Source organism: Clostridium lapidicellarium (assembly GCF_041224415.1).
GTDB lineage: Bacteria > Bacillota > Clostridia > Clostridiales > Clostridiaceae > Clostridium_B > Clostridium_B lapidicellarium.
The window spans coordinates 249,886-267,192 of the sequence record NZ_JBGFFE010000002.1; the positions used below are offsets into that span (position 1 = coordinate 249,886).

The window sequence follows — 17,307 nt, forward strand, 5'->3', positions numbered from 1 at the left end:
TGTAATTATAATACAGGTGATGTCTGAAAATCTCACCTGTACTGTAATTTTCAAATTACATTTTTGAAATTTTATAACCCATATCTTTCAATATTTCTAATAATTTGAACTTCAACTTTATATCTTTTTTATTCACTCCGAGGGAGGAATTATCCACCATCTTATATTCTTCCGGTGTCAAAACTTTTTTCATTTCATCTTCCGTTTTTTTATAGGAAACTTGTCCCTTTGTAATATCAACAAAACACAGAGGAGGAAACATGACACACCACCAGTTTTGTCCCTGTCCACTGCCTATAATTATTCTGTACGCCTCATATTTTCCCGGTGGTAGAGTTATATTCCCATAAGTTTTTATGGGAAAATTCGTCTCAGACAAAGTGCTGTTCACTTTATAACTGTAACCCTCTCTTCTTATCTCATTATTAGCTATCTCCAATATCCTGCTGTCATTTTCTTTTAAAATTTTTCTAGATTTATTTATATCTTCTGAATTTTCCAATTTAGGAGCTATGTACTCCAGAACCCTATCTCTAACTCTTAATTTAAGAGCTTGATCACTTCCTGAATCACTATTTGCTATAACATGAAATCTTATTATTCTGGATGCCATATCCTCCTCCACATTTTTATTTTTTATTTCAAGGAAAACGGAATTTGCAGCAAATATACTCAAAATGCCTATAATAAATACAAGCAAATACTTTTTCATGATTTCACCCCATCTTTTATAATTATTTTCAATTTACTAGTAATTATTGACATATATTTGAGTTATATTCACTGCAATTTATATTTTATTTCGTTACGCCGATCCTCCTTATATTCGTATTCACATTTATATTTACAACTGCATTTTTATATGTGTCATTCCAGTCATTTTTTACCTGTTTCCATAAAAACGGATGATATTTTTCTATATATTCCCTAAAGCCTATAGGATCTACTTGAAATTCCCTCTGTGTGGATTTTATCACACTTTTACATTCCTTTCCTATAGACTCATTGAAATACTGTTGAATTTGATTCAATTTGTCTACAGACAGCGTTTCATTACCAGTGTAATAGTTCTTTATCTGACCCTCTATATACAGATGCACATCAAATACTAACCTGCCGTTTTCCTGAAGCACCCTTATCTTTCTATCAGTATTATCAATTCTTATATCCACCGGATGACCCTCTAAATATATCATTTTTTTCCCGCCTTTTAAAATTCCTTTCAGCAATTCTATATTGGAGGTTTGAACTGAATTAAAAGTCCCTTTTTGTGCAAAATTTTTTATTATAAAAGTACCTGATATTTTTATATTTTTGCTATCTTTATCAACAACAATTCTGGGAACCATGCTATTCCCGTTCTCACTCATCTGAACTAAAAAATCATTTAAAGTTACAGGAACAACTGTATTATCCTTAAGATCACTTTCCACCATACCCAATATATAATTTTCCGCACTCGTTTCTATGGGCATATTAAAAGTCACATATTTTTCCGCATCCCCCTCCGACATAACTATATACATATTCCTATTTAAAGAAGGTTCTCTTTGAAGATAATCAATGGCCTCTTTTACCGCATCAGGGTATTTCATCAGATTTTCACCCAATATCAACAATTTAGTATGGCTAAATCTCATGGATCTGCTGCTCTTAGCTATGGCATTACTAACTGCATCTTGAATCGAATATCCATCAACACTTATATATTTATCCTTAGACACCCCGCCTTTACCCGGTTCCAATTTACTTAAATCCGGTATTCCAAAAGTTACATGAAATTTTTTTAGATCTATGGAAGTCAGCGGATCCGTAGGCTTCATGTCCCTGAATTTTTTCTTTTTTGCTATATCAACTCCTGCATCTATCCCAATTATAGATACCAATTCAGTTCTCTCTATTTCAACTTTATCCCAGCATCCAGTCAGTAAAGTACATATCAGAAGCAAAGACATAATTTTATTTACATTTCCTTTTTTTTTGGCTTTACCAAATAAAAGCAGGACAATTGGCAGTATAATTAAACTATATATAAAAAGCGGAGGTATAAATTTATTGCTTATGGCATAGAGCTGCGCTATATTCTGGGGATATAAAGCTATCATATATATTATCGGAGCTATCAAAGCCGATGAAAGTTTTACGTCACCCAGCCTGAATACATCTTTTACTATATCGGATGACAAATAATATATATTTGAAAAAGTAGTAAAATAAAATATAACCCAAAGAGCCATAACTACTCCTTCCCATCTTTCTATAAAAGCTCCTTCTACATTTATGGAATTTATCATAGTTATGGTAGGCCATAATAGAATTTTAGTCTGTTCTTTGGAAAAAATAGCCAGAGAAAATACAACAATTATAACATAAAAAATTGTTATAAATAAAATGCTTTTTACAATTGCCTTATTTATACCGGATTTATTTTTTATAAACGGCCCTATAATATATATTATTTCTATCCCGGCAAAATTATAAATTGCACTTTTAAGTGCAGTTATATAAACATAGGGTTTATTAGTAAATATGGGTAAATTATTGGTAAAATCAGTTTTATTTAAAGTAAACAGAAATATCAGACCTATTGATATGAATAATATCCAGAAAGAAACTTCATTGAACTTTATCAGATTTTCCAGTTTACTCCTTACAAGATAAATTCCTAAAAAAATAGTTACAATTACTAAAAATTCCGTGGGTGTCTTTTCCAAAAGATACATCTTTATAACTTCTATAAATATTCTCATTCCAACTGATATGGTAAATATATTATACACTGCAAATATAACGGCTAAAATCCCCCCGAATATTTTCCCGAAATTATTTTCAAGTATTGTACTCAATTTGTTATATCCATTGGATTTTATTGTCCTGTAGGCAATATAAATCAAAACGTAAGCCAAAAAACCTGCTGCCACAGTAACAACCGACCCGTCGGTGCCGACAATACTCACTACTTCCCTCGGGTATGAAAATACACCTACACCTATAACAGTCACTATTACAGTAGAAAATATTCCAAATACGGTTATGAAATCCATATCTCTCACCTAATCACCTCTTTGTTTAGCGCAGCAGCCATTTAGTTAAACTATCTCTGTCTTATTTTATCTCCGGTGTTCATATACTTTGGTCTTTTTTTCAAAAATCTGATAGGAGCTCTAAAATACATATCTTTAAAATCATTGGCATTTTCATTCACCATAGGAGCTAAATAGGATACTCCAAAGCTTTTTAGCTTTATCAGATGCACCAGAGTAATTACAAGTCCAATCATAATTCCATAAAGCCCTGCTATAGCTGCTGCAATTATAAGTAAAAATCTAACCAGTCTAAATGCGGAGGTCATCTCATAATTAGGGGTAGTAAAATTCGTTATAGCAGTAACAGAGACTATTATTATCATTATGGGACTTACTATCCCAGCTTGAACTGCAGCTTGACCTATAATCAAGCCTCCCACTATTCCAGTAGTGGCACCTATGGATTTTGGAAGCCTTGCCACGGACTCTAAAAGCAAGGCAAAGCTCAATTCCATGATTATGGCTTCCACAAAAGCTGGAAATGGTACTCCTTCTCTCGAGGCAGCAATAAAATATGCCAGTTTGGTAGGTATTATCCCTGTATGGAAAGAAGTAACAGCAACATAAAAAGCCGGCATTATCAAAGTTATTATTATAGAGATGAACCTTATTATTCTTATTGTTGAACTATATATCCACCTTTGATAATAGTCATCCGGTGACTGAAATAAATTTGCCATAGTGGTGGGTACTATAATTGCAAAGGGCGAATTGTCTACCACTATTGCGATCCTTCCCTCATATAATGCGGATGCCACTACGTCAGGTCTTTCAGTACTCTGAATTTGTGGAAAAAAAGACCATTTATTATCCTCAATAAGCTGTTCAACATAGCCGCTGTCTAAAATGGCATCTATTTTTATACTATCCAGCCTTTTCATAAGTTCCTTTAATGCGCCCTCATTTACTATGTCATCTATATATACCACTACCACATCGGTTTTGGATCTTACACCCAGGGGCTTTGGTACAATCTTAAGTCTTGTATCCCTTATCCTCCTTCTTATCAAAGCCGTATTAAATCGCAAAGTTTCAGTAAATCCATCCCTGGAGCCCCTTAATACCGTTTCACCTGAAGGTTCAGCTATTCCTCTTACAGGCCAGGCTCTGGTGGCAAGTACATAAAAACTTTTCATACCTTCAAGAAGCATCAGTGTTTCACCAGATAAGACAAGATCAATTCCCTTCCTTAAATCAACAATCTCTCGCATATCAGATACAGTTATCAACCTCTCTTTTACCATTCTTACATCTTTTACATACCTGTACCTGTTCATAAGTCCCCTCAGCAGATCATTTAAAAGCATTTTGTCCCCCATGCCGTCTATATATACTATTGCAGCTTTAATTTCCCCTATATAAAATTCCCTAAAAACCATATCCGAGTTATCTTTGAATAATCTTTTCAAGTATTCTATATTTTCATCAACTTTAGAAGATATAAAATTTCTCACTTCTTCCTGCATATGTATTCATCTCCTGTCAAAAAGAATAAATCGAAAAGGCATACAGCAAAGTTGAAAGTATAAAAAAAAGTATGCCGATTATTTTAGATTTCAAAGCAGTCTTCTTTAAATTTTTTCTTTTAAACTCCTTAGGATCAATAAATACTAAAAAAAATCCCTGGATTATCATAAGTATAAAAAAATATTTATTAAATAAGTGAATAATATTCACATATTCTCCCTCTTTCCATTTCTCACTTAATTTAGAATGGCTCTAAATTATTTTCTACTTATTCCAAATTATTTATTCACAAAATTATATCTTAATACAAAAAGACTGCCCCAAATCACACTTTGAGACAGTCAATCAAAAACACTTCATATTGTCCTCGTAATAAAAGTTTCCTTATATTTAACCTTCATTTTATCATAACACTCCTGAGCTTTTAACATATCATCGAAAAAAGCAAAAATGCTTGGACCACTTCCACTCATTAATGTTCCCAATGCTCCAAATCCAATCAATTGATCTTTTATCTGTTTTAATACAAAATGTTTTTTTAAAGTTACATTTTCAAGAACATTTTTCATATTTTCACTTACTACTCCCAATCTGTCTTTACGAATAGCATTTATAATCAAGCCGGTATTGGGATGTTTTATTATCTTACTTATATTCAGGTCTTCATATACCTCCTTAGTGCTAACTCCAAAAGGTGGTTTAACCAATATCAATATATGATCCCTGAAGGGCTTAAGCGGGGTTACTATTTCGCCTATTCCCTCACACAATGCAGTACCCCCTATTATACAATAGGGGATATCTGTCCCTATATTTAATCCCAATCTAGCTAATTCACCATCATGTACCCCAGGTAAATACATATTTCTCATGGCTTTCAATACCGCTGCAGCATCTGCACTCCCACCAGCGAGTCCTGCCGCCACAGGTATATTCTTGACAATATTAATATTTACCCCACTTCTTATACCATACTTATTCATGAATAATTTTGCTGCCCTATATGCCAGATTCCTATTATCACAAGGTACATAGCTCTTATTACAAGTTATATGTATACCGCTTTCAGTTCTACATATTTTTAAAACATCGTACAAATCTATAGTTTGCATTATCATTCTCAAAAGATGATATCCGTCATTTCTTTTTCCGATTACATCCAGAGAAAGGTTTATTTTTGCATAGGCTTTTAATACTTGCATTTCAACTTTCACTACCTTTAAATTTGTCAATTCTAAAATATTATAATACTATTTTAGAATTAAAGCTACAATTTTAATTTTTCCCTATACCATGGCTATATTGCCCGTTTTTTTGTTTCCGTATTTTAGTTTCCTGTTTATTATCTTTACCAGCGGATCCATCTTTTCAAAAAATATTATTATTAAATCCCCCTGTTTCCCTGTATCTATTGCCTTTTTTAGGGCAATTTTCTCATCCAATATAATTTCTACTTTCTTTGGATTAAAATCAGTGCTATTTATACCCTCTCTAAGAATTGAAGCTATTTCGCCGGGCTTTCTGCCTCTTCTATCCTTATCTTCTTTGATATATATATAATCGAAATTATCTCCTGAAATCTGACCTATCTTTTTCACACTAGTATCAGTTCTATCTCCAGGTACGCCGATAATTCCCACCAGCCTTTTATAGCCTAGCTTCCTGGCGCCTTTTATAACTGCTTTGTATCCTTCTATATTGTGTCCATAATCCAGTACTACATTTATTCCGTTTAAATTATAAATATTAAAACGTCCTGGATTAAAAGAAAGATCACCATAAAAACTTTCCAATCCATTTTTTATAACCGTATAAGGTATATTCAATCCAATTGCAGCTCCACAAGCGGCCATGGCATTTTCTATATTATAAATGAGCTTTCCTCCTAAGGATATTCTTATATCTTTCACCTTTATTATAGGCACCACGGCTCCTCGCCTTTCAAAATACACAATACCGCCATCTACATATACGCCGCATCCACCTTTATCTATATTGTTTCTGAGGATTACATTGTCTTTATTTTTGGAAAACATAATTATGGAACTTTTCATCCTGTCAATTATACTTTTACTTACCAAATCATCTGCATTTAAAACCACATGCCCTTCTCTCTTTACGGCCTCACCGACCAGGGATTTCACATAAGCTAAATCTTCCATACTGTTTATCCCGTCTAATCCCAGATGATCTTCTGTTATATTAGTTATTACCGCTACATCTGCCAAATCATAGGCAAGACCCTTCTTTATTATTCCTCCTCTTGCCGTTTCCAACACTGCTGCCTCTACATTTTTATTACTTAAAATAGTTTTTGCACTATAATAACCTGTAGTATCGCCCTTACATAAGCACTTATTGTCTATATATATTCCTCCCGTAACAGTCATACCCACCTTATAGCCGGACTTTCCAAGAATATGTGCGATAAGTCTAGTAGTTGTAGTCTTGCCATTTGTACCGGTAACTGAAACTATCGGAATTGATTGCTGCCTATAAAACAACATATCCACTATGGCTCCAGCTACATCTCTTTTTTTGCCTACACAAGGGTACTGGTGCATTCTAATACCTGGTGCCGCATTTATTTCCAGTATAGCGCCGCCGGTTTCAAGTATGGATTTGCTTATATCCTTGCAGCATATATCTATGCCGCAGATATCCAAACCAATTGCATCCGCTGCTCTTTCACAAATACTGATATTCTCCCTACATATTAAATCAGTACAGTCTACTGCCGTCCCTCCAGTAGACAAATTTCCGTTTTCCCTTATAAACATTTTTTTATTTTTGGGTAAAACACTATTCAATTTATAGTTATTCTTAAATATACACGTTTTTAACTCATCATCTATCTTTATTTTAGTGAGAGGTTTTTCATGACCTTCACCCCTCCTGCTGTCTGAATTTACATCACCTATCAGTTCAATTATGGTCTTCACTCCATCTCCCACTACATAAGGTGGTATCCTTTCAGCAGCAGCTACTACCTTCCCATTTACCACACATATTCTAAAATCTTTTCCATCTATATTTTCTTCCAGCATTATATTGTCAAATTCTTCCGACAATATCCTATAGGTACTTACTGCCTCCTTTTCATTCCTTATATTTGCAAATACCCCTTTCCCCTGATTTCCATAACATGGTTTCAAAACTATCGGATATCCTATTTCATCAATAAGATCCAACAGTTCCTGTAAATTTCTCACTTTCCCGCCTTCTGCCACAGGAAGGCATTGATTCTTCAAAATTTCTTTAGTCATTATCTTGTCACAAGCTATATCTACGGCAGCAGCCGATGTATTACACGATATAGTAGCTTCTATGATTTTGCTGTACTTGCCATACCCTAGTTGAAATACACTGTTGTCTCCGATCCTCATTATGGGGATTCCCCTCTTTTCAGCCTCCGATATTATAGACAATGTACTTGGGCCAATCTGTTCTGCTTTTAAAATTTTTCTCAGCCTAGCCACAGCTTTTTCAAATTCATAATTTGTACCTTCTATCAGCGAATTCACCAGACTCACAGCTGTCCTGCCTGCTTCCACTGCTGTATTTTTGTACAAGTATTCATACACTATATAATACTTGCTTCCCTTTATTTCCCTTGCTTTTCCATAACCTACATCAATGCCCAATTTATTTTGTATAGCAAGTATAATATGCTCACAGACATGGGCAATATATGTTCCCTCCCGCAGTCTTTTTTCAAAACCGTGTTCTTCGTCTATTCCACATCTATGCTGCTTTAACTCAGGTACAATTGCAAGAAGTTTTTCATTGAAACCATCTATATCTCTAGTTGGCACATCCTTATACTCCTCTAAATCAACAGACATCTTTACACATTTTCTATGAGCAAATATATTTCTTCCTTCAAAAACTCTAAAATCATCTATCTTCATTTTATGTATACTACCCGTTATATAAACACCTATTTATATTTCTATAAAATTGTGTCTATTTCCCCATTCATAGTACCTGATTTTGCTGTATGCTACTCTCTTTTGGCCTGATACTCCAAGGGCTTAAAATCCCGTTTAGTAAACGGTATACAATCAGCATCTGCATTGTGATCCAATTTGCTGATCTAACGGTTTTCTACAACTCCTCCCTTATATCTATTTGACCTTTTCTTGAATTTTTAGCTATTACAGGGCTTTTTATTTATCAAATCAAACTTATTTCCATATTTAAGTACATGTAATTTCACATCAAATATAGACAGTATTTCCTCAGGATACTGTTCTGACACATTGCTGTAGGTTATATTGGATCCATCTATTACATAAACTGCTCCGGAACCCATCACCGTGAATTCATTGTTATCGCTGACTATAATTGCCGTATCTTCATCTATTCCAATACCAAGGCTCTGGGGATTTTCTGCTATTCCCACGAGAAGCCTCCCTATTCTGCCTCTCTGAGCAAAATGCTGATCGATAATTACACCTTTTATCAGACCCAGCCCAGGTGCCATCTTTAAAGTGCACTTTTTAGGCGATTCCTCGTCAGGTCCCGTTATTATCATGGTATCACTCATAACAGAAGCTCCTGCAGAAGTTCCCACAAAAGTACATCCTCCCTCATATAATTTCTGAATTTTTGAGTACAGAGGAGTGCCCCCTATAAGACTTGTTATCCTAAGTTGATCCCCTCCTGTAAAAAACATCAATGCAGTATTTTCTATGAGATTTACATTATTTATATCAACGGCATCTCTTCTATTTCTTATAGTCAATATCTTTATATTTTTTATTCCCAATTCCTGAAATATTTTTCTGTATTCATCTCCCAATTCCTCCGGTATTTCAGATGCAATAGTCGCAATAACGAGGATATCCTCTTGTTTATCAAGTCTACTGCAGACTTCTTTCAATATTTTTTTTTCACCGGTTTTATCCTCTGCTCCTCCTATTATTATTAAGTTTTTTTCTGATTTTCTCTTCAAAATAATGCACCCTCTCTTGCGGATATTCTATATTTTTTCCATATTCCAAATTATTATGCGTAAAATAAAAACTTCAGTAATTTACCACTGAAGTTTTTTTTACAATCTTCTATAAATAACAGGTAACTCCACCTCCCTCTCGTCCGGCGGAGTAAGCGACTCGCACCAAATCAAAGATTTGGGCTCCCTGCTTATATTACGGCTCTTCCTGGGATGATAAGCTTCTCTCCAACCTTTATAACCTCTGGATCCTCTATATCATTTAACTTCACCAAATCTTCCACAGTAGTATAATATTTTTTGGCTATTTTCCATAAAGTATCATCCTGCTGGATGACATATATAGTTAAGCTGGCTTTTTTAGCTGGAAATTCTCCCTCGGCAGAATCTATATTTACCAAAAATTCTTTATTTGTAACATAATTTACCCTTGCATATGTCTCTACCACAGCCTTTATAGCTATAGTATCTATTTCCACGTCTCCCTGTATACTTTCCAAAGACACTTTTGCTATACACTGCATGTCAATTTTACTTTCAGGTATATCCACACTACAGCTAAATGGTATCTCATCACTAGCTTTATTTATTTCATCTTCCAAATTCTTATATAGAACCTTAGTATTCAAAACACCGTCTATTACAACTTTATCCTCCACTATTTTTTTATCCGTTATACACACTTCTCCATAACACATAATAACTTCTTTAGGCCTGGAATTGCCTTCCAATTCTATATTGGATTTAATCATACTCTGAACAGTATTCTGACCATGCATTACATTCAATTCATAATCTTTTTTATCCATCTGCAGGAGAGAAGAAGGAGAATAAGCATCTTCTATTATATCCATATCTTCCTTATACATGACTTTGGTATTTGATTTTACCAATACTTCCACATCGATTATTCTACTTTCACCTAAATCATCTTCTCTTACACCCTTTTCAACTTCATCTACACAAAAATCAGTATAACTATCCATAGACGGATTTACCCCATCTATGGGAATTTCCTTGTTAATATAAACATCGTCTTCTATATATTCCACATCTTTAGTATCCTTTCCCCTGTACAGGATACCTATAAGCACATATGCCTCTAAAGATACCTTCCCCTCCAGAACCTTTATGTCTTTCTTATGGACATTCACATTGCATTCCAATATGTTTCCTATCTGCGGTTTATCCATAGGTATCTGAATTTCGGTTTTCGCCACTAAGTCTCCAGATACAGTCCCGATTATTTTGTCTACAGTATCCGGATTTTTCAACATTTGTATATCTCCAGAATCTTCAATATCCTTTATAACTTCAAATTCATATTTTTTATACACTTCCGCCTTTAATTTTATAATTCCCTCAATGGACACTTTTCTTTCATTAGCTATATTGCAGTTCATATGTTCCACATAACAGTCGGCATCACAAAGCATATCATGTTGGGAACCCGGTATTTCAATATAATTTGAAAAATCACCAGTATAGCTTACGCTGTAAATACCCATAGTCCCCTCATCTTCTTTGGCCAAATAAAGTATAGTATACTCTATTCTTCCCTCCACAAATACCTTATCCTGCATTACTTCTTTACTGGTTATTACTGGTTTTGCATTGAGAATTAAAATACGGTTGACGTCCGGATTAGTATCTGGTATTATATACTCTGCTTTTATAACAGTATCAGAAAAATTTTCAGACATCAACTGTTCACATTCTATATTTTCTTTAACAAGATCTATACTCATATTTATTACCTCCCACATAAAAACCTACTATTTATTTATACAAATAAAAGGTAAAAAATATGCCATGTTTTCGATGATTTTTATAATGTGTCTTAATATTGACATTTGCAGAATTTTGACGTAATATTAAGTTGGTTGTTAACCATATAACCTCTCATAAATTCTCAATACCCTTTTATACCATAGTTGAAAGATGGAAGCTCACCATCTTTCTTCTTACCTTAAATTGGGCAAAAAAATAGTATATAAAATAACAATTAATTTTAATTATTATTTTATATACTATTGTAAATCATCCGATTCAGCTTTGCTTGAAGTCAAAGTTTATTGGAAACAGAGTATACTTGAATAGCAGTGCCATATACTACAGGTATCGGATTTCCTTATTTAACTCACGCAGTTTTTATAGTTATCATTGCCAGTAATTTACTTCCACCACCTAGAAAGATGGACAAATTTTTACTGATTGCATTAAACTGAAAAACTTAATTGAACTGTTTTTGTTAAAACATCCGAATAGCTGTATGTCACTTTTCTTTGGGTGTCATTTTCCAACCTAATTACAAATATACTCGGATAAGCTTTTTCTATTACTCCCTTATTTACAAAAACTTTCCTTCTACCGCCATTCGCTTTTAAGGTTACTTTATCTCCTACATGATTTTCAATATTCTTTCTTATAGAAGCTAACACATTTACTCCTTCCATTCTCTAAACACCCTCTCTCTATATTTTACATTATACATCATAAGGTTAATTATGTCAACTAACCATTTAGTATATCAGTTAACAATTTGTTTTGTCAATATTAATTTTTTGTAAACAGAGCCTTCAAAGTTTTATTTACATCGAAATATACTGACATTTCTTTAAAACACTCATATATACGATATTATTTACAACTTTTATGATTTTTATACATATGGTGACTTTGGAAAGCCCTCCCTGTATTTTCCTCTGGTCTGAAGTCCTCCGATTCCATTAGTTCTGGTTATTGTATTACTTATAGCTTCTTGAATGGATACAACCTTTTCTATATTGGTATAAGCTATTTTTTCACATAAAAATACAGGATCCAAGCAATGTATAAGTACTCTATTGGGTGAACTTGCAAAATTAGCACCTGAATCTAAAATTCTTTCATAACAAGATTGACAAGCCCCTGCAAATATAACCAGATCATCATAATTTGATTCATAATTTCTAAGCTCTGAAACAGTTTCAACAAAATATTTGGAATTTTTATAATTATCCAGATTCATATAATCTGCAGTATTCTTTGCTACGGAATCATGTCCTGTAATTACAACTATATCTGGTTTTATCTCTTTTACCAGTTCTACAACCTTCAGCGGCTGATCTTTTTCAGCTATATTTCTCCCGACTACATCTAACAGCAGTTGCTTATATACTTTAAGACATACATCTAAGTACTCCGGGTCACCATCCACATGAAGTATCTTGCCAGGCCTCCCAAAAGCAAGTTCATTCTTTGTATCATAAGGGGCAAATTTCGTTACGTTATATTCCTGTGCTGCTCCTCCTCCAGCATATCTAAAACCTCCTCTGCTGATTAAAATATTCCGAATTGAATTATTAATCCGCTTATTAAATACGACTTCCTTTTTTACAAGTGTTTCCCTTTCTGCAAGTTCTAGATCCTCAATATTGGAATCTGCGATTAACCTTAAATCTATTCCCTTCAAAATATAAACATTCCCGTTTTTTTCTTCTTTGATATCTATTATTTTAAAAGTTATATCCTTGCCGTAGGATTTTCTTACTACTGTATCACCTATTTTCATAATATAACATCCCCATATATAAAAAGTCATGGTATATATTATGACTTTATTGTTTTTTAAGTGCAAAAAAATAAGGCCTTGACTGGCCTCAATTTAATTTATTTTTGATTATATATTTTTTTAAATTGTTCAATAAAATGTATATATTTTTCCTGTTCAGAAATCAGCTCCTCCAATTTATTGTTAAAAGTTTTAAGCTTCCAATTAACTTCATTATAATAGTATCTATTTGCCAATCTCCAAAAACGCTGTGGGAATAACAAGAAAGCAAATATTACACGGTATTCCTCATCCCTGAGCGGACTGACTTCATTGTAAGAATCAAATATGAGTTTGGCATTTTCTATATTCCAGTCCGATCTTTTCAAAACCTTAATCATAAAAGACGATATATCATAGGCTCTTATCTCTCTCTTACAGTAATCAAAATCTATTACATTTACATTATTGTCATCATCTATCACTATATTATGATATGTAAAATCATGATGACAAAACCCTTTCTCATCTTTTGTCAAATCACATAATTCATCATATTGGGAATCATTTAATACTTCTATGGCTTTCCTGCCAAGATCTTTATAAAATTTGACAGCCTTCATATAATTCAAATCAAAACTTTCCTTATTACTTTTTTTTCTGCCCATATCATTCATCTTATCGAGAGCTTTAACTCTTTTCTCCATAAGATGGTGCCACCTTCCGAGATCCGTCTTAAGTTTACTATTTTCAGGAGGTTCATATCCCTTAGAAGCTATATGCATATTCGCCAAGCATTTGGAAGCATTTATAATATCTTCTTTATTCTTAAAATCACATTCCCTGCCATTAATCCATTCTGAAAGAGTATATATATCTTCATTGACAAGAGCATAGGGATTTCCATCTACGTTAACAGAATACTTATCTACATACGGAAAACCATTATTTATTAAATGCTCTTTTGCCCCATAGACAAATAAAAGCTTTTGAGTTCCATAATTTATTCTTTTCAAACATTTCATTCCCTTATCCGTTTTTAAAAGATATACCCCTCTATTTGGTCTTATATTTTCAATTTTTAAATTAAATTGTCTTTCTATTTCAAATTCTCGCATCATGTTAATCACCCCTATATATCTATATGAAGGGCTCAATAATTTTAGAAGAATATTAACATTTTTAACCGGATTTTAATATAATGAAATATACCAATTTAGAGAGGAATAATTCTATGAAAATAGGAATAGATGGACGTGCTGCAAAATGGTATAGAGGTACAGGTATAGGTACCTACACTTATCAACTTATAAGTTGTTTAAATAATATTGATAATATAAATAACTATTTGCTTTTCATGCCGAAAAGTTTTAGAAATGATATATGTTTAAAAAAAAATTTTACTTTAAACACTATTCCTCCCCAAAATAAAAATAGTTTTTGGGAGGAAATAAATATACCCAACAAAATAAAATACAATAAAATAGAATTATATCATGTGCCGCAAAATGGCGTAGGGCTACCGGTAGATAAAAATTGTAAATTTGTAATAACACTTCATGATGTGATTCCATATAAGATGCCTAAAACCGTAAGTGATAGGTATTTAAAAATTTTTTTTGATTATATACCTGATATAATACCTAAATGTGATGGAATAATTACAGTTTCAAATTTCTCTAAAAAAGACATAATAAAAACCTTCAATTTCCCCGAAGATAAAATATATGTGACTCATCTGGCCAGTGAGGATATCTACAAACCCCTGGACAAAAACGTTAGCAGATATATAGCAAAAAGATATTATTCTATAACAGGAGATTATATACTCTATGTTGGCGGTTTCAGTCCCAGAAAAAATATACTGGGTTTAATAGAAAGTTTTAGTAAATTTATATCGTTATATAAAAAACCTGTAAAACTTGTGATTGCAGGTATGAAGGGAAAATCCTACAATATTTATAAAAAACGCACTGAAACACTAAATATACCTGACAAAGTCATATTTCCCGGATTTATATCCATGGAGCACCTTCCCTATATATATAATGCCGCTAAACTATTCGTATATCCCTCTTTTTATGAGGGATTTGGTCTGCCTCCGATAGAAGCCATGGCCTGTGGGGTTCCCGTAATAACTTCAAATACAACTTCTTTACCTGAGGTTGTTGGAAATGGAGCTTTCCTTGTAAACCCCAAAGATCAAGATGATTTATGCCAAGCCATGTTGAATATATTATCAGACAGCACTTTCAAAAACAAACTTATCTCGTCGGGAATTCAAAGGGCTTCCCAATTGAGCTGGAAAAAAACAGCTATTGACACTATAGTCATATACAATAAAATACTTGGTAAAAGAATCAATTCTAAAATACACATGCCCTTAAAATAGGGCATGTGTATTTTAAATCATTTTTTTAAAATTGTATCCTTAAATTCTTCTAAAAATTCTTTTCTCTCCTCTCTGTATCTTATTTTTCTCTTCAATCTATCCAGGAATACCTCTTCTTCCCAATTCTTTCGCTTAGTATAATAATCTTTAGATATAGTATAAAAGTCATTTGGAAAATTCAACATGGCATATAATACTTCAAGCTCTCTATCACTTAAAGTGTTCTCTGTACAATAGCTGTTTATTATCAATCTCGTTTTTTCAATATCAAAGGCAAAATTTTTTACAACTTTGTTTATAAAATTACACAAGTCATGCACCTTAAGATCTATAATAGCATAATCAAAATCTACAAAATAAGCTTTATTGTCATTTATCAATATATTGTGATAAGCTAAATCATGATGACACACTGCTATTTTATCCTCTTCACTGCACAGCTTATAATAGCAGGATTTTTCCAGCAGCTTTTCACTCTTTTCTATTTCTCTTATATAATGCCGTGAATTATATATGAATATTTTATCAAATTCCGTCTTCTTCTCATGTATATCTGCTATACTCCTGAAAAATTCCATTTCCTGAACTCTTCTTTTAAAGACATCGATAAGCCTTCCATTATTGTACTTGTTATTCATACTGCTTTTAAACCCTTCAGAAGCAAGGTGATATTCTGCCAATCCCTTAGATGCAATATCCAAATCCACGGGGTTACTGAAATTGCATTCCTTTCCGTTGACCATATCCATTATACAGTACATATCACCTTTCCAAATCGTATATATATGGCCGCTCTTGTTTTTTACAAAATTAATCACTCTCGGGAACTTACTCCTTACATAATCTAAAACTTCATATATGAATTTCAGTTCATCCAAAGTATATTCTACTTTTTTTAATATTTTTTCTCCTTTATCCGTAGAAATCATATATACATTTCTTACAGGTATGATATCATTTATTTTCAGGTCAAATTTATCAAAAAAATCCATACACAAATCATATTTAGCTAAATACTTTTTATCTCCATATCTATCTATCAATTAAATCCCCCCTTATTGCCGGATATAATTAAATCAAGCTATCCCCATCCTCTTCAATGGACTTATTTAATTTCATCAAATATTCTTCTTCATCCCAGTCTCTGGTATGATATCTATATCTGCTGTAACACCTCATAAATTGGCGTGGATAAGATAATATGGACAATATAAATTCTGCGCTGTCGTTGTCCAAATTCTCATATTTACAAAAATCAGAAACAATACGGTTAAAATCCACTTTTGTATTTTTTCTTTTCAACTTATTTAGGAAATACAGTGCATCCATTTCTACCATATTATAGCAGCAGCCTTTTATATCCGCCACTTCTATATTCCCATTTTTGTCCCTTCTCAAATTATCAAAATAAGTATTTTTAAGACACATTTCAATTCTACCCATACTTCTCAATATTAAATCTATATAATGATGCTCATATATATTGTTCAAACACTTTTCTGCTCTCGTCAGATACTTTTCCCCCACTTCATTTATTTTTTTTTGGAAAGTATTTTTATCTCTCAATCTTTTTATCATGCCTATATCTTTTTTCAGCCTTCTATTGTAAATCTTATATTGTTCCACCGTTTTGCCTATGTTGTTGTTCAGGCGCTTATTCATAACACCAGTATATCCCAATGTTTTTACATGGAATTCACTTATTGTAAAAATTTGATTTTCTATCTCATTCAAAGTTAAGTCTTCACGCTTAACCTTGTCTCCAAATCTTTTTACTACAATTATTCCTTTTGATTGTAAATATCTTATAAAATATGATTCAATGCTGCTGCAGTACACTTTTAAATCACCTCATAACCTTACTTTTGTCCTA

The 17,307-nt window shown here is 32.8% G+C and carries 14 protein-coding genes; 1 reads left to right on the forward strand and 13 read right to left on the reverse strand.

Features of this window, described 5'->3' with window-relative positions; translation table 11 throughout:
* Positions 1-55: 55 nt before the first annotated feature.
* The 11 genes from spoIIR to AB8S09_RS03255 form a co-directional block, all read right to left on the reverse strand.
* Complete coding sequence (gene spoIIR, locus AB8S09_RS03205; RefSeq protein ID WP_294182200.1) at positions 56-712, reverse strand: stage II sporulation protein R; 657 nt, start codon at positions 710-712, stop codon at positions 56-58.
* Positions 713-797: 85 nt separating this feature from the next.
* Positions 798-3,044 (reverse strand): Ger(x)C family spore germination protein, encoded by a 2,247-nt coding sequence (locus AB8S09_RS03210; RefSeq protein WP_369868499.1) that lies wholly within the window; start codon positions 3,042-3,044, stop codon positions 798-800.
* A gap of 50 nt (positions 3,045-3,094) precedes the next feature.
* Complete coding sequence (locus AB8S09_RS03215) at positions 3,095-4,552, reverse strand: spore germination protein (RefSeq protein WP_294182201.1); 1,458 nt, start codon at positions 4,550-4,552, stop codon at positions 3,095-3,097.
* Between the two features lie 16 nt (positions 4,553-4,568).
* Entirely contained in the window at positions 4,569-4,763 is a 195-nt protein-coding gene (locus AB8S09_RS03220) for a CLC_0170 family protein (protein ID WP_367112681.1), read from the reverse strand.
* Between the two features lie 146 nt (positions 4,764-4,909).
* The gene (gene ispE, locus AB8S09_RS03225; protein ID WP_294182202.1) at positions 4,910-5,755 is read right to left on the reverse strand and encodes a 4-(cytidine 5'-diphospho)-2-C-methyl-D-erythritol kinase; all 846 of its coding nucleotides are present in this window, start codon (positions 5,753-5,755) and stop codon (positions 4,910-4,912) included.
* Between the two features lie 84 nt (positions 5,756-5,839).
* Positions 5,840-8,464: a cyanophycin synthetase gene (gene cphA / locus AB8S09_RS03230; protein WP_294182203.1), complete on the reverse strand. Its 2,625-nt coding sequence runs from the start codon at positions 8,462-8,464 to the stop codon at positions 5,840-5,842.
* 239 nt (positions 8,465-8,703) lie between these two features.
* On the reverse strand, positions 8,704-9,510 hold the full coding sequence (locus AB8S09_RS03235; RefSeq protein WP_294182204.1) for a cyanophycinase: 807 nt from the start codon (positions 9,508-9,510) through the stop codon (positions 8,704-8,706).
* 191 nt (positions 9,511-9,701) lie between these two features.
* Positions 9,702-11,258 carry a DUF3794 and LysM peptidoglycan-binding domain-containing protein gene (locus AB8S09_RS03240; protein ID WP_294182205.1) on the reverse strand — a complete coding sequence of 519 codons (1,557 nt, stop codon included), beginning with the start codon at positions 11,256-11,258 and terminating at the stop codon, positions 9,702-9,704.
* 471 nt (positions 11,259-11,729) lie between these two features.
* On the reverse strand, positions 11,730-11,966 hold the full coding sequence (locus tag AB8S09_RS03245) for a Veg family protein (RefSeq protein ID WP_294182206.1): 237 nt from the start codon (positions 11,964-11,966) through the stop codon (positions 11,730-11,732).
* 206 nt (positions 11,967-12,172) lie between these two features.
* Entirely contained in the window at positions 12,173-13,063 is an 891-nt protein-coding gene (gene yabG, locus AB8S09_RS03250; protein ID WP_369868477.1) for a sporulation peptidase YabG, read from the reverse strand.
* Between the two features lie 98 nt (positions 13,064-13,161).
* A complete protein-coding gene (locus AB8S09_RS03255; RefSeq protein ID WP_294182208.1) occupies positions 13,162-14,163 on the reverse strand; it encodes a CotS family spore coat protein in 1,002 nt (333 codons plus the stop codon).
* A 113-nt stretch (positions 14,164-14,276) separates the two neighbouring features.
* On the opposite strand from AB8S09_RS03255, the gene AB8S09_RS03260 reads away from it, so the two are divergent.
* Entirely contained in the window at positions 14,277-15,434 is a 1,158-nt protein-coding gene (locus AB8S09_RS03260; RefSeq protein ID WP_294182209.1) for a glycosyltransferase family 4 protein, read from the forward strand.
* Positions 15,435-15,451: 17 nt separating this feature from the next.
* Here the strand turns inward: AB8S09_RS03260 and AB8S09_RS03265 are convergent, their stop codons facing one another.
* Positions 15,452-16,477, reverse strand: a complete 1,026-nt coding sequence (locus AB8S09_RS03265) for a CotS family spore coat protein (RefSeq protein ID WP_369868478.1) — start codon at positions 16,475-16,477, stop codon at positions 15,452-15,454.
* 28 nt (positions 16,478-16,505) lie between these two features.
* Positions 16,506-17,273, reverse strand: coding sequence for a spore coat protein (locus tag AB8S09_RS03270; protein ID WP_294182210.1), 768 nt, complete (start codon positions 17,271-17,273; stop codon positions 16,506-16,508).
* Positions 17,274-17,307: the final 34 nt, after the last annotated feature.